This is a genomic window from Streptomyces rishiriensis (genome assembly GCF_030815485.1).
In the GTDB taxonomy this organism is placed as follows: Bacteria; Actinomycetota; Actinomycetes; order Streptomycetales; family Streptomycetaceae; genus Streptomyces; species Streptomyces rishiriensis_A.
Genome location: NZ_JAUSWV010000002.1, coordinates 6,710,705 through 6,737,351, shown reverse-complemented (window position 1 = coordinate 6,737,351; position 26,647 = coordinate 6,710,705). Strand labels below are relative to the sequence as shown.

Genomic DNA, 26,647 nt, shown 5'->3' with positions numbered 1-26,647 from the left:
TACGGCCCCTCGCCGGTGACCGCTCTCACTTACTCAGGATGGTCCGGACGTTGCGCCGGCGGTGTGCCACCGCCCTCACCGCCGCCTTTGTCGCCCCGGTCCGTTCCATGGGCCCTGCCCCCGTGCTGCGATTCCTGCGACGCCTTGAGCTCCCGGCTGTCCTGTGGGGTGCTCGCACCCTTGTCGCTACGCCGTATCTCTGGTTGCTGTGGATTCGACATCGCGCTCCGTCCTCGTTCTTTCGGGTATCGGCGGACATCCTCGCCCTGCCGTGCAGGGGTTCGGGTAGCCCAGCGCTTCCGGTGTCAAACGTCCGAGGCACGTGAGGCACGGCGGTGGTCGTGGTGCGGAGCCGGCCCGCGGGGCGGGGCGACGGCGCACGCCCGCGCGAGCGTGCCATGGCCGTCGAACACCGGCAGGCGGCGTGCCGCGCGCGCAACCGTGGTGCGGTCCACCGTCCACCGGGACATCCACGGCGTCCTCCCGATGCCCGCACGGATTCCGATACGGCGTCCGACGCGCAGCGCGTCACGGCGAGCGGGGGCACCGCTCCGGCTGGTGCCGCGTCGGGGGACTCGTGCCGCGTTCGGCCATCCGCGCCGGCCACGAGAAAGCTCCTCGGTGAACGGGGAAGCTTATTACCCGGCGGGAAGCCGTCCGCACCCGGACTTCACGCCGACAGGAACCGATCGGCGCGCACCCCGGCCACAGGATGCGCCGCAGACGCCGGAGGGCGTGGCACCTCCCGCCTCCGCCGGGACCGGCCGCGCCGACATCGCTCCTGACCTGTAGGAAGGGGTCCCATGAGGGCAACCGGTGTTCCTGGGATGTGGAGGATGCCTTGACCATGACAGAGCAGCCGGGTCACCTGGCGGAAGAGGGCACCGCCCGCTGCCCGCACCGCGACAGCCACGGTCCGGACGCCGGTGACGAGATACCGGAAACGCCGCGTGAGCGCGTCAACCGCCGCTGGAGCGAGGTCCTGCAGGAAACGCGGGTCACCCAGACGGGTGTGCAGATCCTCTTCGGCTTTCTGCTCAGCGTGGCCTTCACTCCCCTGTTCCGTGGCCTGGGAACGGTGGACCGCGCCATCTACGTCCTGACCGTGGTGCTCGGCGCCGCGGCCACGGGATCGCTCATAGCCCCCGTCTGCATCCACCGCTTCCTGTCCGGTCAGCGCATGAAGCACGAGGTGGTGAAGGCCGCCTGCCGCTTGATGATGTGCGGCATGGCCCTCCTGGCGCTGACCATAGGCTGCACGCTCCTGCTGATCCTGCGTTCCGTGGTGCCGGGCGTCCTGGCCGAAGTGCTGGTCGGCGGAGTCATGCTGTGGTTCGGACTGTGCTGGTACGTACTGCCGCTGCGCCTGCGCCGCCGGGCCGCTCGGCGCTCGCGGCCCGGGGATGCTCAGCACCCGTAGCGAGCACCTGCCGACCGCTCCACGGCGCCTGGGTTCTGCTGATCAGCCTCGTCAGTCCCGCGCCACGACCCGGAGCGTCTTGACCGAAGGGTCGGCCGCGTCCGGGATCAGGACCCCGTGCTCCACACCGCTGCGCAGGTAGTCCAGTACCTCGTCGGTGATGACCTCACCGGGAGCGATGACAGGCACCCCGGGCGGGTAGGGACTGATCGTCTCCGCGGCGATCCGGCCCGCGGCGCGCTCGGCGGACACGTGCTCCACCGGGGCGAAGAACGCCTTTCGGGGCAGCATCGCCTGCTCCAGTTCCAGGGCCGAGGGCTCCGGCAGGCGCACCGGCGGCTGCTTCTCGATGGAGTCGGCGCCCTCGACGAGCGCGGTCAGGGCGTCCAGCAGGACCTTCTCGGTCTCGTCGTCATCGGCGTGCGTGATGGAGGCGCTGATCCGGCAGGTGTCGGAACCGCCGACGTCCACGTGCCTGTTCGCCCGCAGCCACTCGGCCGCCTGCATGCCGCTGATTCCGAGTTCCCGTACGTCGATCACGAGCTTCAGCGGGTCGAACGCGGCGGCGAACCCCTCCTCGACGACCTCGCCGCCCATGGGTCGCAGCCCCGGCAGGTCGCCGGCGGCCGACCGGATGCGCTCCGCACGGTGCAGCGCGGCGTCGAGCAGATCGCGCCCCTGTTCGACCATCTGACGCCGCCAGCCGTCGAGCGTCGCGTACACCAGGGACGAGGCGCTGGTCGTGCCGAGCAGGTCCTCGCGCTGCTTGAGCGCCTCCGGAGACACCCGGTCGTACTGCAGATGGAAGACGGAGCTCTGCTCGATGGCGCCGCCCATCTTGTGGACACTGGTGACCACCAGGTCCGCCTCGGCGTCCATCCCCCACGCGGGCAGGTCGGGATGGAACGGAAGGTGGGCCCCCCACGCCTCGTCCACGATCAACGGGACGCCGAACTCGTGGCACACCCGGGCCACCCCCGCCACGTCCGCGCAGGTGCCCCAGTCGGTGGGGGTGATCAGCAGCATGCCTTTGGCGTCGGGATGCTCCTCGAGGCGGCGGCGGACGTCGTCGGGCTCCGGCGGGTGCGCGAGATGCCGCTCGGCGTCGAACTTGGGGTGCACCCAGATCGGTTCCACGCCGTTGACGACGACGGCCGCAATCACGGACTTGTGCGCGTTGCGGGACAGCAGCAGCTTCTCACCGGGACCTGCCACGGCCAGCATCGCGGTCTTGACCGACAGGGAACTGCCGCAGGTGGAGAAGAACGCCTGCTCCGCGCCGACAGCGTCGGCCATCAGTTCCTGGGCCTGGCTGAGCACGCCCTGTGACTGGCGGCGGTCGTCGAGGCCGTTGAGCGAGAGGACGTCCGAACGGAACACGTCGAGCCCGACGATGTCCGCCACCCGCGGATCGACGCCGCGGCCCTGCTTGTGCCCTGGCGGGCCGAAGACCACGTCTCCACGACGCCGGAACTCCTCCAGCGCCTCCAGCACGGGCACGCGCGAGTGATCCATTCGTTCCTCCCAGTCGGTTCCGGTCCGCACGGCCGCTTTCCCAGCGCGGTCGCCTTCACCGCCGTACAAGCACCCTGACCGTGTTGCCAAGGTGCCGCTGTCGAAACCCGAAGGTGTCGCGGCGTCAGGGCGTGGCACCCGATGGTGCGCGGCGCACGAGCGACGACCGCTTCCACCCCGAGGAGACCAGGTGACCCGCACGCCGTCCGACAACGCGAACGCCGACGTCCACGACAGGCTCCGGGCGGAGGTCGCCGCACGGGCGGACAGGCTGTGGGAGGTCTCCCTCGCGCTGCACGCCGACCCCGAGTACGCCTTCGCCGAGCACCGGGCCGCGGCGCTGCTGACGGGGGAGCTGGAGAAGGCCGGCTTCGAGGTCGAGCGCGGGGTGGCCGGGATGCCCACCGCGTTCACCGCCCGCTCGGGGCACGGCCGTCCCGCCGTGGCGTTGCTGCTGGAGTACGACGCCCTGCCGGGTCTCGGCCACGCCTGTGGGCACAACCTCATCGCAGCCGCCGGCCTGGGAGCGGCGCTCGCGCTGAACACGGTGCTGGACGCCTCGGCCGGATGCGTGACGGCTGTCGGGACGCCCGCCGAGGAGGGCGGCGGCGGAAAGGTCCTGGAGGTGGAGGCCGGTGTGTTCGACGAGGTCGACGCCGCCCTGATGTTCCACCCGGGGGTGTACAGCTGGACGCGGGCGCCGCTGACCGCGCAGGTGCAGTACCGGGTGGCCTTCCACGGCCGCTCCGCGCATCCCACCGGCAACCCGACCGAGGGCGTCGACGCGCTCCTGGCGCTGCTCGAGCTGTTCAACGTCCTGACCGCCCTGGGCAGGCGTCTGCCGACGGCCTCACACATCCAGGGGATCGTCACCGACGGGGGCAAGGCCACCAACATCGTCCCGGAGTACGCGGAGGGGCTGTTCGGCCTGCGCGCGGCGACGAGCGACGGGTTGGAAGACCTGACCGAGCAGTTGCGCGCAGGCGCCGAGGGCGTCGCCCACGCCACGGGCACCAGGGTCGAGGTGGAACGGGCCACGCTGCGCTACGAGCACTTCCGTGACAGCGGCCCGCTGTCCGACAGGTTCGCCGAGCACCTGTCCGGGGCGGGGATCGAGTTGACGCCGCCTGCGCCGGGCGTCCACCTGGGATCGTCGGACATCGGCAACGTCAGTACCCGCGTGCCCGCCATCCACCCTTTCGTCGCCATCATGGACGGCGGGTCCGACCACACCCCCGAGTTCGCCGCGGCAGCCGCCTCCCCCCGGGCCCGCGACGTACTCGTCGCCGTCACCCACGCGCTGGCCTGCACGGCCGCCGACCTGCTCCTGGACGCGGACCTGCGCGGGGAGGCGTGGAAACCGCTCCGGGAGGCGGGACGCTGAGCCGCATCCGGGCGCGGCCGTCGTGGGTGCGCCCGTGCGGCGCCCGCCGGAGCGCTCGGCCGACGTCTGTGCGCCGTACGTCCGCTGCCCTCACACCGCCCGTACGGGGTGCCGGACCACGGCGTCGAACAGATAGCCCTGGGTGTTCGGGACGGTCGTGTCGGGCTGGGTGCGGCCGGCGCTGTCGGTGGCCCGGGCCAGCAGCGTGTACCCGCCCGGCGCCGACGGGCGCCAGTCGGTGGACCAGCGGACCCAGCCCGCGCGGCGCGGGGCGTCGTGCAGCCGGGCACGCCGCCAGCGGGCCCCTCCGTCGGTGCTGACGTCGACGCGTACGACCGCGCCCGCGCCGGACCAGGAGCGTCCGGTCAGACGGTGCACGGCACCCGCCGCGAGACTCGCGTCCCAGGGCAGCTCCCAGGCGCTCTTGACGGTCTGCCGGGTCAGCGGGGCGCTGCCGCCTTCCGGATGGGCGGTGCCGAACAGGCGGTAGAAGTCGGTGTTCCAGGGCGAGTAGAGGGGTTGCGTGGACACCTCGATGTCACCGACCCACTTGACCGACGCGATGCCGATCCAGTTCGGCACCAGGACGCGTACGGGGAAGCCGTGGTCGTACGGCAGCGGCTCGCCGTTCATCTCGTAGGCGAGGAGGACGTCGTCGAGCGCCTTCGACACCGGCAGGGGACGGCGGACCCGGCCGAGGTCCGTGCCGTCTGCGGTGACGTAGTCGGGGTCGAGCCCGCGGGGCAGGACGTCGACGGCGTCACGGGAGAGCCCCGCCCGTCGCAGGACGTCGGCGAGGCGCGCTCCGCGCCAGCGCGCGGTGCCGATCGCGCCCAGCGTCCACGCCGTGCCGGTGACGGTCTGGCCCTGCTGGGAGGTGAAGAAGCTGCGGCCGTTGCCCGCGCACTCCACGAACGCCGAGCGGGTGACCGCGGGGAACTTCTTCAGGTCCTCGAGGGTGAACTCGACCGGGGTGGCGTGGGTGAGCCCGTCGCCGTGGACGGTGAGGGTCCAGTCGGCGGCGTCGAGCACGGGGGTCGCTGTGTGGTTGCGGACGAAGAAGTGGTCGGCGGGGGTGTGGTAGCCGGTCCCGGCGAGGGAGGCGAACTTCGTCTCGGCGTTGGTGCCCCGGACGGTGAACCATTCGTCGGGGAGCGCCTTGACGATACCGGGTGACGTCGCTGCCGCGGCCGGCGCGGAGAACGCGGGGACCGCGGCGGTGGCGAGTCCGGCGGCGGCGGCGAGGCGGAGCAGATCGCGCCGGGAGACGCCGTCGGCGCGGGCCTCCCCGGCCAGCCACTGGTGGAGTCTGCGGCGGTCGTAAGCGGATTCGGGCGTGGGAGACGTGGGCATGGGCCTGCCTTTCCGGAAGCGGGGTGCCTGAACCGGGACGCGATCAGGGCGTCAGAAGGCGCGGCGCGTCCACGGCAGGAGGGCGGAGAGGGGTGAGGTGAGGATCAACAACAGCCGCGCGAGAGCAGCGCGCGGTACCGCGGGGCGGGGCGGTGGTCGTCGAGAGTCACGGGCGCCATCGTACGAGGCGGGCGGGGAAAGGGAGGACGGATTCCGGGAGTTGGGACGGACACGAGCACGGTCACCGGTCGGGCCGCTCCGCACGCGGAGGCGCTGCGGGTGCGGTCAGAGTTCGTCCGAGCCGCCCAGCCCGGTCAGCGCGCCCACCGGGTCCGGGTCGGGGGTGCCGCGTGGCCACCAGTCGTCGTCGCCCGGTTCGGACTCGTACGCGTACCACAACCCGTTGCGTCCGAAGCGGAGTTGGACGTGGCCGCGGGGGTGGGTGAGGTGGTTGCGGCGCGGGCGGAAGGCCGGGAGGTCGGCGGCGAGGAGGAGCGGCCGGGCCCGGTCGAAGCGGCCGGCCGGCGGGTCCCAGGTCTCCTCCAGGACGGTGAGCCCGTCCGGCCCGCCCTGCCGCCAGGCGGCCACCGCGCGTGCCAGTTCGAGGGGGGTGCGGCCGGCGGCGGAGGCGAGCGCTGCGTAGAGGGCGCGGGTGGTGGCGGTGAGCCCCGAACCGGGGCGGGACGCGGCGAGCCGTACGGCGTCCCGCCAGAGGGTCAGTCCGCCGATCTCGTCCTGGCCGGTGGTCAGCAGGGCGTGGGCGCGGGCGGCCGCGTCGGTCGCGAGGTGGTCCAGCGCGAAGGAGTCGGGGCCGTTCGGCACGGAGGGGTAGGCCGGGGGTTGTTCGGGGTGCGGGGGCACGGGCAGCGGGGCGGGCAGCGGCGGGAGCCGGCGCTCGGCCAGGGCTTCGGCGGCCCGTACGCCCGGCAGGGGTTCCGGTTCCTGCTCCTGGGCGGCGCGGGCCGCGCGGGTGGCGTTACGGCGGGACAGCGCGTCGAGCACCTCGCGTTCGCCCCGGCCGCGGAGCAGGAGCAGCACGAACGGGTCGGCGTCGAGCAGCCGCGCGGTCTGGTAGCAGAGGGCGGCCGCGTGCTTGCAGGGGTGGCCGCGGTCGGGGCAGCTGCACTGCGGCTCGAGGTCACCGGGGCCGGGCAGCAGCGGCACCCCGCACTCGGCGAGGGATTCGGGCATCTCCTTGTCGAGCAGCGCGGCGATGTGCCCGGGGCGCTCGACCGCCGCCTCCAGGAAGCGCTCCCAGTCCTCGCCGCCGAGGGTGCGCAGCCGCACCTGTACGCGGTAGGGGCGGGGACGGCTGCCCTGCACGTACGCCAGCACGAGGCCGGGGGTCACGGTGATGGCGTCCACGTTGCCCTGCTCCGCGTAACCGCGCCCGCGGGCCAGGCGCTTGGCGTCGAGGGCGCCCTCTTCCAGGGCGGTGACCCAGGCGTTGCCCCACCAGGTCCCGGCGAAGGATCCGCCGGTGCTGGGCGGGAAGGCCGGGAAGGTGCGGCGGTGGTCGCCGTCCCGTGCGGGAGCGGCCATGGAACGGGGGGTACGGGACGGTTCGGGAGGCAGCGCGGGTGCGCTGCTGAGGGGAGTCGCGGAGGGGGCGCCTTCGGGTGAACTCCCCCCGGTCGCCCTCGAGTCGCCGGAAGCGGACCCGGCCTCGAACCCGGCGCCGGACTCCACCTCGGCCCCGGAAGCGAACCCGGCCTCGGACTCCACCTCGGCCCCGTTCGTCTCCGCCGACGGCATCCGGAAGGCGCCCGCGAGCAACTCCCTTACGGCACGCGCCCGTTCGGCGGCAACCTGGTCATGAGCGCCGCGGTGCCGCCGGGCCTCGGCGGCGCGGGCGTCGGTGCGGGCGTCGGTACGGGGGCGGGCGCCGCCGTCGCCGCGCGCCGTCCCGCGGCCCGCCCGCGTCCGGCTTCCCGCCGCGCTCTGCCGTGCCTCCGCGCGGGCGGCGCGCAGGGCCTCCCGGGCGACGTCCCCGGGACGCGGGCCGGTACCGGCCCCCACGGCGCGCGGCTCGACGGCCACAGCCGGGGCGTCCGCCGACGCGGGCTCCGTCGGACGGGCCTCCGCTGGCGGTGTCACGACCGGCCGGTTCTCGGTCGGCCGGTCCTCGGTCGTCCGGTCCTCGGTCGGCGGGGCGGGAGCCACGAGAGAAACGGCGTCGGCTGCCGGGGCAGCTTCGCCGGGTGTCGAGTCCGCGGCAGGTGTGGGTTCCGCAGCGGGAGCGCTGTCCACCGCGGGCACGGTGCCTGCCGCACGCGCGGTGTCCCTTGCGGGCGCGGTGCCTGCCGCACGTGCCGTGTCCGCCGCACGCGCGGTGCTGTTCGCGGGCGCGGTGTCCGCCGCGAGTACGGTGCCCACCGCAGGCGCAGGTCGCGCGGGACGCGCGGTGTCCGCCGAACGCCGTTCGGCCTCAGACGCCGTGTCCCCCGCACGCACGGTGTTCTCCGCAGGCACCGTGTCCCCCACAGACGAGCGTTCGGCCACAGACGCCGTGTCCGACCCGGGCGCAGGTCCCGCAACAGACGCGGGCGCCGCCACACGCGCGGTCTCCGCCGCAGGCGTGCCCTCGGCCACCGACCCGCTGTCCCCCACAGGCGCGCCTTCAGCCACAGACGCCGTGTCCGCCGCAGGCGCAGGTCCCGCAACAGACGCGGGCGCCGCCACACGCGCGGTCTCCGCCGCAGGCGTGCCCTCGGCCACCGACCCGCTGTCCCCCACAGGCGCGCCTTCAGCCACAGACGCCATGTCCGCCGCAGGCGCAGGTCCCGCAACAGACGCGGGCGCCGCCACACGCGCGGTCTCCGCCGCAGGCGTGCCCTCGGCCACCGACCCGCTGTCCCCCACAGGCGCGCCTTCAGCCACAGACGCCGTGTCCGCCGCAGGCGCAGGTCCCGCAACAGACGCGGGCGCCGCCACCGACGCCGCACCCGCGCGTTCCGCGCGTTCCGCCGTGCGCCGCAGGGCCGCTCGGGCCGCGTCGCCGGGTCTGGGGGCGGGGCCTCCGGGCCGCGCCGGGGACTCTGGCGAGGAGCCGCGCGTCGGACCGTGCGTCGGTTCCTGTTCCGGTGAGCGCTCCCGAGCCGCCCGCAGGGCTCGGCGGGCCTCGTCGGCCGGGCTTGCGGCCTTCTCCGGTTGCTCTCCGGCCGGGACGGCAGCGGTGGTCCCGGCGGCGGTCTCGGTGGTGTCGGCCGCGGTCCCGGATTCGTCCCTCTCCGCCATCACGCCTCCCTCCGCAGCCTGACCAGGTCGGTCAGTTCACGGTCCGTGAGTTCGGTGAGGGCCGACTCGCCGGAGCCGAGGATCGCGTCGGCCAGGGCGCGCTTCGCCTGGAGCATCTCGGCGATGCGGTCCTCGACCGTGCCCTCGGTGATGAGGCGGTGCACCTGGACCGGCTGGGTCTGGCCGATGCGGTAGGCACGGTCGGTGGCCTGTTCCTCCACCGCCGGGTTCCACCAGCGGTCGAAGTGGACGACATGGCCCGCCCGGGTGAGGTTGAGGCCGGTGCCGGCGGCCTTCAGGGAGAGGACGAGGACCGGGGTCGCGCCGGCCTGGAAGCGGTCCACCATCCGCTCCCGCTCGGGGACCGGGGTGCCGCCGTGCAGCAGGTCGACCGGGATCGCGCGGGCGGTGAGGTGAGCGGTGATCAGGCGGGCCATGCCGACGTACTGCGTGAAGACGAGGGCCGAGCCGTCCTCGGCGAGCAGGGTGTCCAGCAACTCGTCCAGCAGGGCGAGTTTGCCCGAGCGGGCGGCCAGGGCGTCGCCGACGGAGGCGGACTCCTCCTTGAGGTACAGGGCCGGGTGGTCGCAGATCTGCTTGAGCGCGCCGAGCAGCTTGAGCACCAGGCCGCGCCGGGCGATGCCGTCCGCCGTCTCGATGGCCAGCAGGGACTCCCGCACCACCGCCTCGTACAGCGCGGCCTGTTCGCGGGTGAGCGGGACCGGGTGGTCGGTCTCGGTCTTGGGCGGCAGCTCGGGCACGATGCCGGGGTCGGACTTCTTGCGACGCAGGAGGAACGGGCGGACCAGCCGGGCGAGGCGCTCCACCGCCTGGTCGTCCTCGCCGTTCTCGACCGCGCGCGCGTGCCGGGCGCGGAAGGACTTCAGGGGACCGAGGAGCCCCGGTGTCGTCCAGTCGAGCAGGGCCCAGAGCTCGGACAGGTTGTTCTCGACGGGCGTGCCGGTCAGGGCCACGCGCGCGGGGGTGGGGATGGTGCGCAGCGCCTTCGCCGTCGCCGAGTAGGGGTTCTTCACGTGCTGCGCCTCGTCCGCGACGACCATGCCCCAGGGCTGTCCGGCCAGGAGGGGCGCCGCCGAGCGCATCGTGCCGTAGGTGGTGAGGACGAAGCCCCCGGCGAGGTCCGCCAGGCTGCGGTCGGGCCCGTGGAAGCGGCGGACCGGGACGCCGGGCGCGAAGCGGTTGATCTCGCGCTGCCAGTTGCCCAGGAGCGAGGCCGGGCAGACCACCAGGGTCGGTTCCGTGCGCTCCCGCTTCAGATGCAGGGCGATCACGGTGATGGTCTTGCCGAGGCCCATGTCGTCGGCCAGGCAGCCGCCGAGGCCGAGGGAGGTCATGAGGTCCAGCCAGGCCAGGCCGCGCAGCTGGTAGTCGCGCAGGGTGGCGTGCAGGCCGGCGGGCGGGTCGGCCGGGTGGACCCCGGTGGTGAGACGGTCGCGCAGGGCGGCCAGGGCGCCGACGGGTACCGCCTCGACGCTCTCGCCGTCGACCTCCGCGGTGCCGCTGAGGGCCACGGACAGGGCGTCGACCGGGTCCAGCAGGCCCAGCTCCCGCTTGCGGGCCTTGCGCACGAGCGCCGGGTCCACCAGGACCCACTGGTCACGCAGCCGGACCACCGGGCGGTGGGCCTCCGCCAGGGTGTCCATCTCGGCCTCGCTGAGCGGATCGCCGCCGAGCGCAAGCTGCCAGCGGAACTGGAGCAGTTCCTCGCTCTCGAAGAAGCCGGTGCCGTCGGTCGCCGAACCGGGCGCGGTCCTGACCACCGCGGCCGCGCTGAGGTCCTGCGCCAGGTCCCTCGGCCAGTGCACGGCGACCCCGGCCGCCGCGAGCCGGGTGGCCGCCACCCCGAGCAGATCGCTCAGCTCGTCCTCGGACAGGGCCAGGACGTCCGGCGTGTCCTGTTCGGCGAGCCGGGCGAGCGGCGGCCAGACGCGGGCCGCGCGCCGCACGGCGAGCGCGGCGTCCACGCGTGCGCGCGCCCCGAACGCGGCGTCGGCCTCGCCCGCCCACAGGGCCGCTACGTCGGTCATCAGGGTGGGGTCGGCGAGGCTGTGCACCTGGACGATCGCGGCGCCGGCCCGGCGGGTCCGCTCGCCGTCGTCGAGCCGGTCGAACATGTCGTACGCGGACAGGTCGAGGCGGAGCGAGATCCGTACGCCCGCGTCCATGCCGGCGGCGACCTCCGCGGCCCAGTCGTGCGCGCCGGGCAGCCGCTGGGGCCGGCGGTCCGCGAAGGGCTTCCCGCACGCGTGCGGCGCGGCGGGGGTGCGGGGCAGGGTGTCCGCCACGGCGTCCAGGAAGGACCGCATCAGAGCCTCGGGCCGGGGCAGCCTGAGCGGCCCGGGGCCGGGGAGCGGCACCGCGTGGCCCTCGTGCGGGAGCGCGGCGGCGACCGCGCGCAGATGCGCGATGTCCTCCGGGTCCAGTGGTCCGGCCCGCCAGGCGTCGTGTCCCGAGGGTGTCAGGCCGGGCAGCAGGCGGCCACGGGCGGTGAGCCGCAGCGCGTGCAGCGCGGCCGCGCCCCAGCAGGCGGTCGCCGGGTGGGCGGCGGGGTCGCGGCGGGCCCGCACGAGCAGCGGGAGCGCCTTGTCGAGCGGCAGGGACAGGGCGGGGGCCTGATCGCGGCGGATGGCCGAGCCGTGGCGCCGGACGACGGTGAGCTCCGTGAGTTCCGCGTCCGCCGTGGTGGGCAGTGGGCCGTCCGCCGGGTCCCAGAAGGCGACGCGGCCCTCGCGCGGGGCAGGCGCGGGCAGGAAGACGGCGGCGAGCCGCACGGAGACGGAGCCGGGCTCCGCCACGGCCGCGCCGTCGGCCATGACGCTCATGCCTTGTGTCCACCTCCCGCCCGCATGTCGGATCAGTCGTCTTCGACTCTACGGGCGGGGTCTGACAATCGGTCCCGGCGGCCGGCCGGAACACCGCGTTCCGGCCGGGGCGGGGCCGGTCACGGAACCGTGCGGGAGACCACGTAGACGAAGGGGTAGACCGCGTTGCCGGTGTTCACCACCACATCCAGCGTGGGCTTGGGGTTCTTCTGTTCGTGGACGATGCCGAAGTCGTCACCGGGGCGCGAGCCGGGTCCCGTGAACTTCCACCCCGTGACCTCCTGGTCGCGGGCGCTGATGGTGATGTCGCCCTTCTTCAGCTCCCCGCGGCTGACGCCTATTTCGGCGAGGAACTGGTCGAGTCCGGCCTGCGTGGTCTGGAACTGGGCGTACAGCCGGCTGGTCTTCCAGTTGTTCGTCTCGTAGTAGGCGACCTGGTTCGACGGGTGCGGGATCGGCACCTGGTACAGGCGGCGCTGCACCTTCGAGGGCCAGCCCTCGGTCAGGCCGGTCGCCGAGTACTTCGCCTCCTTGTCCTTGCCGCTGTCGCGGCTCTGGTTCGCGGAGATCACCAGGTAGCCGGCCGGGACACCGATGAGCAGCACGATGATCAGCAGGGTGAGCGCCCTGCGGCGGATCACGTGCCGGCGGTCCTCCGGCGGGCGGTGCGGCTCGTCGGGGGGTGCGGCCTGGCGGGGCAGCGATGCTGTCATGCGGTGTCCCGGGTCGTGCGGGGCGGAGCGGCGGTCATGCGATGTCCTGGGGGCGGGGCGGTACGGGCGGTCACACCGTGTCCTGGGTACGGCGGGCCACCTCGGTGAACCGCTCGAAGCGCTCGTAGCGCTCCACGCGGCGGCGCTTCGCGCGCCGGAAGCGGCGGGCGACCAGGCGGGCGAGGTCGGCCGCGCCGACCATACCGGCCTCCGGGCCCAGCTGGGCGCGGACGATGCGGGCCTCGGGGCGGTAGCCGCGCCCGGTGAGCTGACGCTTGAACGCGTCCCGCGCGGGGCTGATCAGCAGGTCGTCGGCGGCCGAGACGCCGCCGCCGATCACGAAGCAGGACGGGTCGAGAGCGGCGGCCAGGTTGGCGATGCCGACGCCCAGCCACTGGCCGATGTCCTGGAGCAGCTCGATGCACATGGCGTCGCCCTCACGGGCGAGTTCGGTGATCATCGGGCCGGTGATGTCGCCGATGTTGCCCTTGACGTGCTCGATGATCCCGTACGCCACCGGGGAGTCGGCGGCGGCGAGTTCACGGGCCTCCCTGACCAGCGCGTTGCCCGAGCTGTACTGCTCCCAGCAGCCGCGGTTGCCGCACGGGCAGCGGTGGCCTCCGGGCACGGCCTGCATATGGCCGAACTCACCGGCGACGCCGTACTTGCCCCGCTTGACCTGGCCGTCCTCGAGGATCGCGCCGCCGATGCCGGTACCGAGGGTGATCATGACGAGGTGGTCCTCACCGCGGCCCGCGCCGAAGCGCCACTCCGCCCAGGCGGCGGTGTTGGCGTCGTTGTCCACCAGGACGGGAACCGCGAGCCGGCCGGAGAGGCGGTCGCGCAGCGGCTCGTTGCGCCAGGACAGGTGGGGCGCGAACAGGACGCGGTTGCGGTCGGCGTCCACCCACCCCGCCGCACCGACGCCGACCGCGTGCACGTCGTGCCGGTCGGACAGGTCCAGGACCAGCTCGACGATCGTGTCCTCCACGACCTTCGGACTCTTGGACTTGTCCGGAGTCTCCGCGCGGACCTTCTCCAGGATGTTGCCGTCGGCGTCGACGACCCCCGCCATCACCTTGGTGCCACCGATGTCGATGCCGACCGTCGGCACTCGGGGCGCGGTGAGGTGCGACCGGCGCTCCCTCGTGCCCACGGTGCGGAGTGCGGAGGCGCGGCGGGAGCCGATGGGGGCGGTGAAGTTGCCGTAGGTGCTCATCGCCGCCGATTCTGCCTCACCCTCCCGCCGGGTGCCGAGCGGGGCGGTGGCGGGGACGGGCGGCCTGTGCCGTGCCGGGGCGCGTCGTGGCCGCTCGCGCCGCCGGTGCGGTCCCGCGCCCCGTCGGCCGTGTCCGCAGGAGGAGGAGCACCGTCTGCCCGCAGGGGCGCAGCTCGCCGCGTCAGGCGTCAGGCGTCAGGCGTCAGGCGTCAGGCGTCAGGCGTCAGGCGTCAGGCGTCAGGCGTCAGGCGTCAGGCGTCAGGCGTCAGGCGTCAGGCGTCAGGCGTCAGGCGTCAGGCGTCAGGCGTCAGGCGTCAGGCGTCAGGCGTCAGGCGAGTATGCGGCCCCACGGGCCCAGGCGCACGACGTCCGCGCGCGGTGTCCGCCGCGTCCCGGGCCGCCGCCCAGTACTTCGGGCTTCCCGACCACGCCGGACTGCTTCACGCCGCACGCCCCACGCCGACGCCGCGGCCCCCTCGCGCGGCTGGACGCCAGGGAGGGTCCGTCCCCCAGGGGCGGACACAGGACGCACAGCCGGGCCCGGGGACGACCGTCACGCCGGCGCATCACTCACCTTGTCCGGACATCAGCGGTCACCTTGTCCGGACAATACGACCACGGCGGGCCGGTCGCGCGGACGCTCTCAGGGACGTACGAGCAGCTGGAACTCGAAGGAGTAGCGGGTCGGCCGGTAGATGTGGTCGCCGAACTCCACCGCCCGGCCGGTGTCGTCGAAGGTCGTGCGCTGCATCGTCAGCAGCGGAGCGCCCTCCTCCTCGGCGAGCCGCTCGGCCTCGGCGGGGGTGGCGGCCCGGGCGCCGATGGACTGGCGGGCGCTGTGCAGGGTTGATCCCGGCGGCCCGCATCAGCCGGTACAGGCCGGTGGCCTGGAGCTGGTCGGTGTCCAGGCCGAGCAGGCCGGAGGGCAGGTGATTGCACAGGTACGCCATCGGCTCCCCGTGCGCCAGACGCAGCCGCTCCACCCGGTGCACGTCGCTGCCCTCGGCCACCGCGAGCGCGGCGGCGACCTCGGCGGACGCCTGGACGACGGTGTTGACCAGCACGGTCGTCGCCGGACGCTGCCCGGCGGCCTCCAGGTCGTCGTAGAGGCTGCTGAGCTCCAGCGGACGCTTGACCTGACTGTGCACGACCTGCGTACCGACGCCCCGGCGACGGACCAGCAGGCCCTTGTCGACGAGCGACTGGATCGCCTGACGGACGGTCGGCCGGGACAGGCCGAGCCGCCCGGCGAGCTCGATCTCGTTGCCCAGCAGGCTGCCGGGGGTGAGCGTTCCGTGCTCGATCGCGGCCTCCAGCTGCTGGGCGAGCTGGAAGTACAACGGCACCGGAGAACTTCGGTCCACACGTAGTTCTAGCTGCACGGTCGGGTCCACTTCTGGTTTCGGCACGGCCCGAGCGTAGCTCCGCGACCGGTTGACGGGAAGTCGTGTAGTTCGGTTGTCCGGACATACGCATTGACAGCGCGCGGCCTGCGCCGTCACTTTTGTTTCATGCGCATCGGGGTCATCGGGACGGGCCGCATAGGCACCATTCATGCGAACACACTCAGCCGTCACCGCGAGGTCGGATCCCTGATCCTGACGGACGCGGACCACGCGCGGGCCCAGGAGCTCGCGCATCGGCTGGGCGAGACGGCCGCCCCAGGGGTGGACGAGATCTTCCGCTGGGGCGTGGACGCCGTGGTGATCACGACGGCCACCTCCGCCCACGCCGAACTGATCGGTCGGGCAGCCCGCTCCGGGCTCCCGGTCTTCTGCGAGAAGCCGATCGCCCTGGATCTGGCGGGCACCTTACAGGCGATCGCCGAGGTCGAGACCGCCGGAACGATCCTTCACATGGGCTTCCAGCGCCGCTTCGACGCGGGGTACACCGGGGCCCGGGAGGCGGTGCGTTCCGGCCGGCTCGGGCGGCTGCACACCGTGCGGGCGCTGACGTCCGACCGGTCGGCGCCCCCGGCCGCCTGGCTGCCGGTGTCCGGCGGGATCTACCGGGACGCGCTCCTGCACGACTTCGACTGCCTGCGCTGGGTGACGGGCCGCGAGGTGAGGGAGGTGTACGCCGCCGGCTCCGACGCCGGGCCCGCCATGTTCCGCGAGGCGGGGGACGTGGACACGGCGGCCGCGGTCCTCACCCTCGACGACGGCACTCTCGCCACGGCGACGGCGACGCGGCTGAACGGGGCGGGCTACGACGTCCGCATGGAGCTGGCCGGGGAGCTCGACCAGATCGTCGTGGGCCTGGACGACCGCACCCCGATCGCCTCCACCGAACCCACCGGTCCGCCGGCCGCGGACAAACCGTGGACGGGATTCCTGGAGCGGTTCGAGCCCGCGTACGCGGCGGAGCTGAACGCCTTCGTGGACGTGGTGCGGGGCGAGCGGACCAACCCCTGCGGCGGCCGCGAGGCGCTCGAGGCGCTGCGGATCGCCGAGGCCTGCGAGGTGTCCCGACGAGACCGCAGAGCGGTGTGGCTCGCGGAGATCCCGGCGGCTCCCGCAACGGGCTGACCAGGAACGGCCCGGCCTCCCATTCGCCCGGACCGGGTGGACGCGGGTCCGGCGGTCGCCGTACTACCAGCGCACCGGGAGGCTGCGCATCCCGCGCATCAGAGGGCCGGGGAGCCAGTCGCCGGGTGGGCCGTCGAGGGCCAGGGCGGGTGTGCGGTCGAGCAGGGACCGCAGGGCCGTGCGGGCCTCCAGGCGGGCCAGCGGGGCTCCCAGGCAGTAGTGGACGCCGTGCCCGAAGGCCAGGTGGCCCCTGCTGTCCCGGCGGATGTCGAAGCCGTCGGGGGCCGGATAGCGGACCGGGTCGCGGTCGGCCGCGGTCAGGCCGATCATCACCGCCTCGCCCGGGGCGACGGACGTGCCGGCGATCTCCAGCGGTTCGGCGGCGAACCGGAACGTGGCGTTCTCCACCGGCCCCTCGTAGCGCAGCGCCTCCTCCACGGCACCGTCGAGCAAGGCCGGGTCGGCGCGCAGGGCGGCCAGCTGGTCGGGGTGGGTGAGCAGGGCGTGTACGGCATTGGTGATCAGGTTGACGGTGGTCTCGTGTCCGGCGACGAGGAGGATGAACGCCATGCCGCGCAGTTCGCCGGGCGAGAGCCGGTCGCCGTCCTGCGCGGTGGTGCGGATCAGGTCGTCCAGCAGGTCGCCGCTCGGTCCGGCGCACCGCTTGTCCTCGATCAGCTCGGTGAGGTACCCGGCGAGCCGTACGAACGCGTCGTACTCGGACTGCGAGCTGGTGGGCGCGACGGCCTCGCCGGACAGCTTCCGGAACGCCGTGCGGTCCGCCTCGGGGACGCCCAGGAGCTCGCAGATGACCGTCAGGGGCAGCGGGTAGGCGAGCGACTGCACGAGGTCGGCGCGGCCGTGCGGCAGCATCGCGTCGAGCATGTCGTCGGTGATCCGCTCGATCCTCGGCCGCAGTTCCTCCACGCGGCGCGCGGTGAACGCGCGGGAGACCAGCGCGCGCAGCCGGGTGTGGCGCGGCGGATCCGCGGTCAGCAGGTGCTTGCCGATCAGCTGCTCGTCGAGGAACGTGACGCCGATCCGTTCGGAGTCCTTGGCCAGCCGGGGGTCGGCGAGCGCCGCGCGCGCCTCCTCGTGCCCCACGACGAGCCAGGTCACATGGTGAGCGTCGGGCGCGGGCAACCGCACCCGGTGCACCGGGCCGCGCTCGCGCAGTCGCGCGTACACCGGATGCGGGTTCCTCCGGAAGCCGTCGCCGAACGTGCCCAGGTCGATCACCTCGGTCATGTCCCCCCCTGCCGTCATGACTTCGACGAGCCCTCCCGTCACGACTCCAACGAGCGGGACGCCCGCCCGGTGCCCGCCGTGCCGCCGGATTCGCGGCTCGTCACCCGGGGCCGTCCGCCCCCTCTTCCAGGAGACCCGCGTCATGGGCGAGCAGGGCGACCTGCACCCTGTTGTTGAGGCCGAGCTTGGCCAGGACCCGGGAGACGTGGGCCTTGACGGTGGCGACGCTCATGAACAGTTCCGCGGCGATGTCCGCGTTGGACAGCCCCCGGCCGACCGCGACGGCCACCTCGCGCTCCCGCTCGCCGAGGGCCGCGAGCCGTACGCGCGCGTGCGCGCGCCCCGTGTCGGCCGCGGTACCCGCCGCGTGGTCCATCAGCTGCCGGGTGACCGTGGGCGACAGGACGGGGTCACCGGCCGCCACCCGGCGCACGGCGTCGAGGATCCGGGCGGGCGGGGTGTCCTTGAGGACGAACCCTGCGGCACCCGCGCGCAGTGCGCGCAGCACCTGTTCGTCGGCGTGGAAGGTGGTGAGCACCACGACCTGCGGGGCGTCCTCGCGTCCGCGCAGGCGTTCCGTGGCCGTGATCCCGTCCATGGCCGGCATCCGGATGTCCATCAGGACCACGTCGGGGCGGGTGCGCTCCACGAGCCCCTCGACCTCGCTCCCGTCGGCGGCCTCGCCGACGATCTCGATGTCGTCGGCGCCCCCCATCATGAGAGCCAGACCGGCCCGCACGAGGGGATCGTCGTCGACGAGGAGGAGTCTGATCGCAGTCATGGGTTCACGTAACCACGCTTGCGGGCGGGCGAGTCGGCGGTTCGCGACGAACGGACCGGGCGGGGCCGGTCGGACCCGGCCCGTCAGGGCGTCGCCGGCCACGGCAGCCACGCCCGTACCTCGAATCCCCCGTCGCCCCACGTCCCGTGCTCCAGTCTCCCTCCGGTCAGGGTGGCCCGTTCGGCCAGGCCGATCAGTCCCTGGCCGGAACCGGGGACGGGCGGTACGTCGCCCTCGGGCGCCGCGTTGCGCACGCTCACGTCGAGCCCTTCGCTGGGACCGCCGGTGACGGTGACCTCGATCTCCGCGCCCGGGGCATGCTTTCGGGCGTTGGTGAGGCACTCCTGGACGATGCGGTAGGCGGTGCGGCCGACGGCGGCTGGGACGGTCGCGGCGTCGGTGACGCACTGGTCCGGGGTGACCTTCATGCCGGTCTCGCGGGACTCGGCGACCAGCGTGTCCAGCGCGGCCAGCGTCGGCTGGGGGCGGCCCGCGTCGTCGGGTTCGCCGGCCCGCAGGACACCGATGATCTCCCGTAGGTCCTGGAGGGCCTCGTGGGCGCTCTCGCGGATGACGCCGGCCGCCCGCGCGATGTCCTCGCGGGGCGCGTCCGGACGGAACTCCAGCGCGCCCGCGTGCACGCTGAGCAGGGTCAGCCGGTGCGCGAGCACGTCGTGCATCTCCCGGGCGATGGCCTCGCGGGCCAGCCGCTGCGCCTGCTCGGCGCGCAGCCGGGCCTCCGTCTCGGCGCGCCGGGCGCGGTCGCGCAGGCTCAGCATCAGCTGCCGCTTGGACCGGACGAACATGCCCCAGCCGATGGCCGTGACGGTGAACAGCACGCTCCACGCCACCGACGGTCCGTAGGCCAGCGTCGGATCGGGCCGGGCCCGGGCCAGCAGCGGGATGAGGGCCACCTGGGCGCCGCCCACCCAGGCCACGTACCGGAACGGCCGGTGGACGGCGAGGGTGAAGAGGGCGACCGTGCAGGCGCCGGCCGAGGTGGTCGCCAGGAAGCCGAGGGGGACCATCGCGATCGCCAGGCCGAGGGGCCACCGGCGGCGCAGCCACACCGCCGCGCAGGCGAGGGCGCCCAGGAGCTGGTCGGCCGCGGCGACCACCTCGGGAAGGCCGGGTTCGCCGGGGAAGGAGTCCGCGACCGCCAGGCCGACGGCCACGGCCACGAGGAAGCAGAGGAAGTCGACGGTCCAGTCGCGGACGGTGCGCCGGTGCCGCCGGCCGGGGATCCCGGCGTCCGGGTCGAGTTCCGCCACCACGGCCGACGGCAGCAGCCATCGTCGGCCCGTGAACCCTGGTGCCGCCCGTGGCGTGCCGTCGTCCGCCCTCATGGTCGGCCAATCTACGCAGCGCGGGGCCGTGCGACCTCTCCGTGGCAGCCATCCCCTACCGAGGGCGGGGAACGGCCGACCCGAGTCGTGGCGTCCGTCTCCTTTCGGCCCGGCGGACCGCCGCTTCGCAGACTTCCGACGCACCGGTCCCGCCGGGCGGCCGGTGGACCGCCGGGGAGCCGCGGAACGAGAGTCGGATCCATGAGGGAACTGCTGGGACTGCTCGGTTTCGTCGCGCTGGTGCAGGGGGTCCTGGGCCTCCTGCACGAGTTCACCCGTCGGCACGTCGGTCTCGTGCAGCGCCTCGGCCTGCTCGACGGTTACGAGGTGTACGCGAGCGTCGCGCTGATCGTGCTGGCGTTCGCCCTGTTCGCCGCCGCGGGGGGCCGGAGAGCGGGCTGAGCGGAGGAGGCCGGACTCCGGTTAACGCCATGAAAACTTCTCGGGCCCGAAGGCAAATTCCCGTTCCTTGTCATTGACATGACACTGTCTACGCGCGTCATCATGAGCCATGCGATTCCCCCCACGGATCACTCGTACTGTCACCTCGGCGGCCGTCCTGTCCGCCCTCCTCGTCGGCGGCTCCGTCTCCGCCACCACGGCACACGCCGCCGTCGGCAGCGTCTGCTACACCAAGCTGCCCTCCCAGGCGTACGACACGCTCGACCTGATCGACGCGGGAGGGCCGTTCCCCTATTCGCAGGACGGGGCCGTCTTCCAGAACCGGGAAGGCGTCCTGCCCGGCCAGACGTCCGGCTACTACCACGAGTACACGGTGAAGACCCCGGGCTCCTCGACGCGCGGAGCGCGCCGCATCGTGACCGGGAAGAAGTCCGCCGAGGACTACTACACCGCGGACCACTACGTCACTTTCAACCTGATCAACTACGGCTGCTGACCCGCGCCGTCCGCCCGTCCGATCCACAGACCCTCGCCCCGCGGACCCCCCACGTCTCCAGGCCGCGGGGCGAGGCACGTCCGGACGCGGACGCCCGCAGGGGCGGCCCGGCCGGCTGCCGCAGGCGTGCCGGGGCGTACGCGGGCGTACGCCGTGCGCATCGCACCCGCCACCCGGCACCCGCCACCCGCCGGCTCAGCCCGCGTTCGTCGAGAACAGTCCGCCGGTCGGCCCCTGCTTGTCGCCGCCCTGGGCCTTCCTCAGGGCGTTGGCGAGGCTCTCGATGGTGAGGGACTGGAGGATGACGCGGCCACGGCCCTCCAGGGTGGCCAGGGACAGGCCCTCGCCGCCGAACACGGCGTTCATCACCCCCTGGCGGTTGAGACCGCCGACGCGCTGGACGCCGTACCGGATGCCCTCCTCGAAGGCGACCACGCACCCGGTGTCGACCTCGATACGGCCCCCGAAGTCGGCCGGGTCCAGGTCGATGAAGTTGCCGGCGCCCGCGATGATCACCGTCCCCCGGCCGGTGAACTTCTCCAGGACGAAGCCCTCACCGCCCTTCATGCCGGTGCGGCCGCCCTGGAAGGCGATGCCGAACTCGACGGTGGACTCGGCGGCCACGAAAGCGTCCTTCTCAGCGAACCACGCGCGCGTGCCGTCCAGCTCCAGGGCGCGCATCTCGCCGGGCAGCACGCCCGCGAAGCCGACCGTGCCCTCGCCGCCCCGGGCGGTGAAGTACTGGAAAGCCAGCGACTCGCCCGCCAGGGCGCGCTGGCCGACCTGCATGGCCGTCCCCATGGCCTGGCGCAGCATGCCGCCCATGCCGCCACCCGCCTGGCCGCCCTGCGGTGGTTGCCCGTCGCCGCCGGACGGGCCGCCCAGCCGGGTCTCCATGGTCACGTCGACCGTCTTGAACAGGAACTTCCCGGCCTCGCAGTACACGGTCTGGCCGGGAGACAGCTGGACGACCGCCATCTGCATGGCGCTGCCGACGATTTCTTGCTGAAGGGTCACACAGGGAGAACGCGGGAGGCGGAGGAAAGAGTTCCGGTTTTCTGCGGCCCGCATGATCCGTGCGATCCGGCCGGCCCCCGCGGAGCTGTCACCACCGGGCGATCTCGACGTCCGTTCGCCGCCAGCGTGCGCGGGCCCCGGCCGCTGGGATGGACCCATGACAACGACCGACGAAACCCTGAACGGCAAGGTGGCCCTCGTGACCGGCGGCAGCCGCGGCATCGGAGCGGCCACGGCGCTGCGGCTCGCCCGGGAGGGCGCGGACGTGGCGGTGACCTACGAGAACGGCAAGGAGGCGGCGCAGGACGTCGTGGCGGCCGTGGAGGCGCTGGGACGGCGGGCGGTGGCCCTGCGCGCGGACTCGGCGGACCCCGGGGAGGCGGCCGGGGCGGTGGACCGTACGGTCCGGGCGCTGGGCGGCCTCGACGTGCTGGTGAACAACGCGGGCGTCGGCGTCCTCGGGCCCCTGGAGGGGCTCGGCCTCTCCGACGTGGACCGGGTGCTCGCCGTGAACGTGCGCGGGGTGTTCCTGGCCTCGCAGGCGGCGGCCGGGCGGATGGCCGACGGCGGACGGATCATCACGATCGGCACGTGTATGACCCAGCGGGTGCCCGGCCCCGGCGGGACCCTGTACGCGATGAGCAAGTCGGCCCTGGTCGGTCTGACCAAGGCCCTCGCCCGGGAGCTGGGCCCGCGCGGGATCACCGCGAACCTCGTCCACCCCGGCCCGATCGACACGGACATGAACCCGGCGGACGGCCCGTACGCGGCCGGTCAGGCGACGATGACGGCGCTGGGCCGCTTCGGCACGGCGCAGGAGGTGGCCGCGACGGTCGCGCACCTGGCGGGCGCCGCCTACGTCACGGGCGCCGAGTTCGCCGTGGACGGCGGACACGCGGCGTAGAAACCCGGCCGCGCCGGGAATCCGGCTCCGCCTCGGGCCCGGCCCTGGCCCCGGCTCGGGCCGGGGAGCTGGCTCCGACCGGGGAGCTGGCTCCGACCGGGGAGCTGGCTCCGACCGGGGAGCTGGCTCCGACCGGGGAGCTGGCTCCAGCCGGGGAGCTGGCTCCGGCTGGGGATGCGGTCCGGTTCGGATCCGGCCCGGGCTCGGATCCGGCCCGGGCTCAGGCTCGCGCTCTAAATCCGGCCCGGCCTGGGGAGCTGGCTCCGGCTGGGATCCGGCCGGGCTCAGGATCCGGCGTCAACCAGGGAGCCGGCTCGGGCTCAGGGTCCGGCCCGAGCTCCCGCTCGTATCGCGTTGGGCTGGGGTCCGGCCCAGAAGCCGGCCCGGGCTGGGAATCCGGCCCGGGATCTGGCCCGGGCCCGGAATCCGGCCCGGGCTCGCGCTCGACATCCAGCCTCGCTGGGATCGGGCCCATGAGACGCCTCAGGATCGAGCTAGGGCCCGGAATCCGGGATGCGGCTCGGGCCCGGGCCCGGGATCAGGGGGCCGGGAATCCCGGGCCCGGGACCCCGGCGCTCGGTCGTCGGAGGGGGCGCGCCTCCTCCGGCCGGGGTGTGCGCGGTGGAGTGGTCGGGTCAGCCGCCGAGTTCCTGGTGGCGGGCCGTCAGCGCCGCCGCGCCCGCTTCCGTGAGGGAGCCGAACAGCCGCAGCCGGGAGATGCCGCCGTCGGGATGGATGTCCACCCGCGCGTGTGTGCCGACCGCCGGGGCCGGCAGGACGAAACGGTGATTGGTGTCGGGCTGGAGGCGGGTGCGCGGGAGGATCTCCGCCCACTCGCCGCTCTCGCCGTCCTTGACCGACACCGACGCCCAGCCGGCGCTGTTGCCCTTCAGGTAGGCCGTGTCGATCTCCAGGGCCCGGATCCGTGCCTGGGCCGCCAGGCGGTAGCGGATCCAGTCGTGGCCCCGGTCGCGGCGGCGGCGGGTCTCCCAGCCGTCGTCCATCTTGCGGGAGCGGCCCGGCTGGATGGTGTTGCTCGCGGGCGAGTAGAAGAGGTTGGAGGCGTCCTCGGCGCGGCCGCCGTTCTCCAGGGCGACGACGTCGAAGGTGCCGAGCGCCGTCAGCCAGCCGGGATCGGGCACGACCTCTCCGTGCACGCGCAGGCGGGCGATGCCGCCGTCGGGGTGCTGGTTGAGCCGCAGGTGGGTGAAGCGCTGCTCCACCGACACGGCGAAGCCGTTCGCGGCGTGGCCGCCGACCGGTGTGCGCGGGACCAGCGTCGTCCACTTCACATGGTCGCCGAGGAGCTCTTCGGCGGACGGCGCGCCCGGCACCGAGGCGCCCTCGACCGACACCGCTTGCGGGTAGTTGCCGCGGAAGTGCGCCGTGTCGACGACGATGCCCCGGATCACGCCGGGCGCCCCGAGGCGGACGAGCGCCCAGTCGTGGTCCTCGGCGGTCGGCCACGGGTGGTCGGCGGAGGCACCGCGGCGGCGGCGGGTCTCCCAGCCGTCCATGACCTTGCCCTTGTGCCCGAAGTGCTCCGGGTCGAACTCGGCGGGGCCGGGCACCAGCAGGTTCTCGCGCTGGGCGAAGAACTCGTCGTTGGCGGCGATGACTCCCGCTCCGAGCTGCCGGTCGGCGAGGTCGGCGTACCGGGTGAAGGGGAAGTCGGCGGTGCGGTAGTCCGCGTACGGGTCGCCGCCGCCGTAGGGATTCGCGTCGCCGGTGAAGCTCTCTATCGCCGTCACGGTGATCAGGTCTGCCTTTCGGGAGTCGGCCGGTGCGGGTGCGGGTGGAAGAGGAACGCCGCGGGTCGAAGGGCCCCTCGGCTCAGGGGGTGCGGGTGAGGAGCCGGCCCTTCGGCTCGGTGAACTCGCCGTCGGAGACGATGCGTTCACCGCGCAGCCAGGTGGACCTGACGACGCCGTACAGGGTCTTCCCGGCGTACGCCGTGACGCGGTTGCGGTGCTGGAGCGCCGCCGGGTCGACGGTGAAGGTCTCGTCGGGGGCGAGGACGGCGAAGTCGGCGTCCCGGCCCGCTTCGATCGCGCCCTTGTGGGAGAGGCCCACGAGGGCGGCCGTACGGGCGGACATCCACCGGACGACGTCCTCCAGGCCGTGACCCCGCCGGCGGGCCTCCGTCCACACGGCCGCCAGGCTGAGCTGAAGACCCGAGATGCCACCCCACGCCGTCGCGAAGTCGTCGGTCTTGAGGTCGGCCGTGGAAGGGGAGTGGTCGGTGACCACACAGTCGATCGTGCCGTCCGCCAGGGCCTGCCAGAGCAGGTCCTGGTTGGCGGACTCACGGATGGGCGGGCAGCACTTGAACTCGCTGGCGCCGTCGGGGACTTCCTCGGCGGTCAGGGTCAGGTAGTGCGGGCACGTCTCGGCCGTGACGCGGACGCCCTCCGCCTTGGCGGCGGCGATCAGCGGCAGCGCGTCGCTGGAGGACAGGTGCAGTACGTGCACGCGGGCCCGGAGGCGCTTCGCCTGCGCGACGAGGTGGGCGATGGCGGTGTCCTCGGCGTCACGCGGACGGCTGGCCAGGAAGTCGGCGTACCGGGGGCCGCCCCGCTGCGGGGCGGCGTCGAGGTGGTGCGGATCCTCGGCGTGCACGATCAGCAGACCGTCGAATCCGGCGATCTCGGCGAGGGAGCGGGCGAGCCGGTCCTGGTCGAGGTGCGGGAACTCGTCCACGCCCGACGGGGAGAGGAACGCCTTGAAGCCGAAGACGCCGGACTCGTGCAGCGGGCGCAGGTCCTTGACGTTGTCGGGCAGGGCGCCGCCCCAGAAGCCGACGTCGATGTGCGCCTTGTCCGCGGCGACCTCCCGCTTGACGCGGAGGTGGTCGACCGTGGTGGTCGGCGGGAGGGAGTTGAGGGGCATGTCGACGAGGGTGGTGATGCCGCCGGCCGCCGCGGCGCGCGTGGCGGTCCAGAAACCCTCCCAGTGGGTGCGGCCGGGATCATTGACGTGCACATGAGTGTCGACCAGGCCGGGCAGCAGGACGTCGTCGCCGAAGTCCTCCAGCCGGGTCCCCTCGGGGACAGGGGCGTCGTACGGCAGTACCGCCGTGATCTTTCCGGCGGCCACCGCGACCGTGGCGGGCCGTGACCCTTCGGGAGTGATGACGCGCGTCGAGCGCAGCACCAGTTCGGCCTCGGACACCCGGACCCCTCTCTTCCGTTCTCTTCCCGTCACGCGGGAGAAACTTCCACGTAACGGAATTCAACGTTCTGTTGAAGGAGTCTTCCCTTCCGCCTTCGCGCCGTCAAGGGCACCCTCCCCCAGCTTGCACCCGCCCTCGACACTCTGGACGTTTCCACATACTGGAATTAGTATTCCGTCCAGCAGAATCTAATGACGCGCAAGCGAGGAGTCAACCGACCGCCGGGTAGGCTTCAGCCCTTCCGCCAGTTTCGAAAGGAACGCGCCGTGCCGACGTCCAGCGCCAGCACCACCGACTCCGCCAAGTCCGCCAGCGGCGGGGTCCAGTCCCTCGAGCGCGCCTTCGATCTCCTCGAGCGGATGGCGGACGCGGGCGGCGAGGTCGGCCTGAGCGAGCTGTCCGCGAGCAGCGGGCTGCCGCTGCCCACCATCCATCGCCTGATGCGCACCCTGGTGGTCTGCGGTTACGTCCGCCAGCAGCCCAACCGCCGTTATGCGCTCGGCCCCCGGCTGATCCGGCTCGGCGAGTCCGCCGCCCGGCTGCTGGGCACCTGGGCCCGGCCCTATCTGGCCCGCCTGGTCGAGGAGACCGGCGAGACGGCCAACATGGCGCTGCTCGACGGCGACGAGATCGTGTACGTGGCGCAGGTGCCGTCCAAGCACTCGATGCGGATGTTCACCGAGGTCGGCCGCCGCGTCCTGCCGCACTCCACGGGCGTCGGCAAGGCCCTGCTCGCGGGCTTCCCGGACGACGAGGTGCGCGCCCTGCTCGCCCGTACCGGCATGCCCGCCGCCACGGACAAGACGATCACCACCCCCGACGGCTTCCTCGCGGCCCTCGCGGACGTGCGGCACGCCGGCTACGCGGTCGACGACAACGAGCAGGAGATCGGCGTGCGCTGCCTGGCGGTGCCGGTGCCGGACTCCCCCACCCCCGCGGCCGTCTCCATCTCCGGCCCGGCGGGCCGCGTCACGGAGTCGGCCACGGAGAACATCGTGCCGGTACTGCGGCAGATCGCGGTGGAACTGTCACAGGCGCTGACGAGCTCCGGTCCGGCGGTCTAGGGCCG

General features: G+C 73.6%; 19 protein-coding genes and 1 pseudogene. 7 read left to right on the top strand and 13 right to left on the bottom strand.

Annotated elements, in window-relative coordinates; translation table 11 throughout:
• The first annotated feature begins 847 nt into the window (after window positions 1–847).
• Entirely contained in the window at window positions 848–1,420 is a 573-nt protein-coding gene (locus QF030_RS32380; RefSeq protein WP_373428838.1) for a DUF6328 family protein, read from the top strand.
• Between the two features lie 51 nt (window positions 1,421–1,471).
• Here the strand turns inward: QF030_RS32380 and QF030_RS32375 are convergent, their stop codons facing one another.
• A complete protein-coding gene (locus tag QF030_RS32375; protein ID WP_307166115.1) occupies window positions 1,472–2,935 on the bottom strand; it encodes an aminotransferase class I/II-fold pyridoxal phosphate-dependent enzyme in 1,464 nt (487 codons plus the stop codon).
• A gap of 190 nt (window positions 2,936–3,125) precedes the next feature.
• On the opposite strand from QF030_RS32375, the gene QF030_RS32370 reads away from it, so the two are divergent.
• The gene (locus tag QF030_RS32370; protein WP_307166114.1) at window positions 3,126–4,319 is read left to right on the top strand and encodes an amidohydrolase; all 1,194 of its coding nucleotides are present in this window, start codon (window positions 3,126–3,128) and stop codon (window positions 4,317–4,319) included.
• A gap of 90 nt (window positions 4,320–4,409) precedes the next feature.
• On the opposite strand, the gene QF030_RS32365 is transcribed toward QF030_RS32370, so the two are convergent.
• From QF030_RS32365 to QF030_RS32340, 6 genes and pseudogenes are all read right to left on the bottom strand, one after another.
• The gene (locus QF030_RS32365; RefSeq protein WP_307166113.1) at window positions 4,410–5,672 is read right to left on the bottom strand and encodes a sulfite oxidase; all 1,263 of its coding nucleotides are present in this window, start codon (window positions 5,670–5,672) and stop codon (window positions 4,410–4,412) included.
• 285 nt (window positions 5,673–5,957) lie between these two features.
• Window positions 5,958–7,835 (bottom strand): SWIM zinc finger family protein, encoded by a 1,878-nt coding sequence (locus QF030_RS32360; protein WP_307166112.1) that lies wholly within the window; start codon window positions 7,833–7,835, stop codon window positions 5,958–5,960.
• Between the two features lie 1,073 nt (window positions 7,836–8,908).
• Window positions 8,909–11,743: a DEAD/DEAH box helicase gene (locus QF030_RS32355; RefSeq protein ID WP_307167761.1), complete on the bottom strand. Its 2,835-nt coding sequence runs from the start codon at window positions 11,741–11,743 to the stop codon at window positions 8,909–8,911.
• A 128-nt stretch (window positions 11,744–11,871) separates the two neighbouring features.
• Window positions 11,872–12,465, bottom strand: a complete 594-nt coding sequence (locus QF030_RS32350) for a sugar kinase (protein WP_307166111.1) — start codon at window positions 12,463–12,465, stop codon at window positions 11,872–11,874.
• Window positions 12,466–12,535: 70 nt separating this feature from the next.
• Window positions 12,536–13,684 carry an ROK family glucokinase gene (locus QF030_RS32345; RefSeq protein ID WP_307166110.1) on the bottom strand — a complete coding sequence of 383 codons (1,149 nt, stop codon included), beginning with the start codon at window positions 13,682–13,684 and terminating at the stop codon, window positions 12,536–12,538.
• Window positions 13,685–14,327: 643 nt separating this feature from the next.
• A pseudogene (locus QF030_RS32340) lies at window positions 14,328–15,066 on the bottom strand (GntR family transcriptional regulator).
• A gap of 129 nt (window positions 15,067–15,195) precedes the next feature.
• On the opposite strand from QF030_RS32340, the gene QF030_RS32335 reads away from it, so the two are divergent.
• On the top strand, window positions 15,196–16,212 hold the full coding sequence (locus QF030_RS32335; RefSeq protein ID WP_307166109.1) for a Gfo/Idh/MocA family protein: 1,017 nt from the start codon (window positions 15,196–15,198) through the stop codon (window positions 16,210–16,212).
• A 63-nt stretch (window positions 16,213–16,275) separates the two neighbouring features.
• On the opposite strand, the gene QF030_RS32330 is transcribed toward QF030_RS32335, so the two are convergent.
• From QF030_RS32330 to QF030_RS32320, 3 genes are all read right to left on the bottom strand, one after another.
• Window positions 16,276–17,460 (bottom strand): cytochrome P450 family protein, encoded by a 1,185-nt coding sequence (locus tag QF030_RS32330; RefSeq protein ID WP_307166108.1) that lies wholly within the window; start codon window positions 17,458–17,460, stop codon window positions 16,276–16,278.
• Between the two features lie 100 nt (window positions 17,461–17,560).
• A complete protein-coding gene (locus QF030_RS32325) occupies window positions 17,561–18,241 on the bottom strand; it encodes a response regulator (protein WP_307166107.1) in 681 nt (226 codons plus the stop codon).
• 83 nt (window positions 18,242–18,324) lie between these two features.
• Window positions 18,325–19,587 carry a sensor histidine kinase gene (locus tag QF030_RS32320; protein WP_307166106.1) on the bottom strand — a complete coding sequence of 421 codons (1,263 nt, stop codon included), beginning with the start codon at window positions 19,585–19,587 and terminating at the stop codon, window positions 18,325–18,327.
• Window positions 19,588–19,788: 201 nt separating this feature from the next.
• On the opposite strand from QF030_RS32320, the gene QF030_RS32315 reads away from it, so the two are divergent.
• Together QF030_RS32315 and QF030_RS32310 are read left to right on the top strand one after the other, a co-directional pair.
• Complete coding sequence (locus tag QF030_RS32315; protein WP_307166105.1) at window positions 19,789–19,989, top strand: hypothetical protein; 201 nt, start codon at window positions 19,789–19,791, stop codon at window positions 19,987–19,989.
• Window positions 19,990–20,098: 109 nt separating this feature from the next.
• Window positions 20,099–20,485 (top strand): ribonuclease domain-containing protein, encoded by a 387-nt coding sequence (locus QF030_RS32310; protein ID WP_307166104.1) that lies wholly within the window; start codon window positions 20,099–20,101, stop codon window positions 20,483–20,485.
• A gap of 195 nt (window positions 20,486–20,680) precedes the next feature.
• On the opposite strand, the gene QF030_RS32305 is transcribed toward QF030_RS32310, so the two are convergent.
• On the bottom strand, window positions 20,681–21,502 hold the full coding sequence (locus QF030_RS32305) for an AIM24 family protein (protein WP_307166103.1): 822 nt from the start codon (window positions 21,500–21,502) through the stop codon (window positions 20,681–20,683).
• 157 nt (window positions 21,503–21,659) lie between these two features.
• Here QF030_RS32305 and QF030_RS32300 point away from each other — a divergent pair, with 157 nt between their 5' ends.
• Window positions 21,660–22,406, top strand: coding sequence for an SDR family oxidoreductase (locus QF030_RS32300; RefSeq protein WP_307166102.1), 747 nt, complete (start codon window positions 21,660–21,662; stop codon window positions 22,404–22,406).
• Between the two features lie 635 nt (window positions 22,407–23,041).
• On the opposite strand, the gene alc is transcribed toward QF030_RS32300, so the two are convergent.
• Together alc and allB are read right to left on the bottom strand one after the other, a co-directional pair.
• A complete protein-coding gene (alc, locus tag QF030_RS32295) occupies window positions 23,042–24,157 on the bottom strand; it encodes an allantoicase (protein ID WP_307166101.1) in 1,116 nt (371 codons plus the stop codon).
• A gap of 82 nt (window positions 24,158–24,239) precedes the next feature.
• Complete coding sequence (gene allB / locus QF030_RS32290) at window positions 24,240–25,577, bottom strand: allantoinase AllB (protein ID WP_307166100.1); 1,338 nt, start codon at window positions 25,575–25,577, stop codon at window positions 24,240–24,242.
• Window positions 25,578–25,844: 267 nt separating this feature from the next.
• Between allB and QF030_RS32285 the strand changes: the two genes are divergently transcribed.
• Window positions 25,845–26,642: an IclR family transcriptional regulator gene (locus QF030_RS32285; RefSeq protein ID WP_307166099.1), complete on the top strand. Its 798-nt coding sequence runs from the start codon at window positions 25,845–25,847 to the stop codon at window positions 26,640–26,642.
• Window positions 26,643–26,647 lie beyond the last annotated feature (5 nt).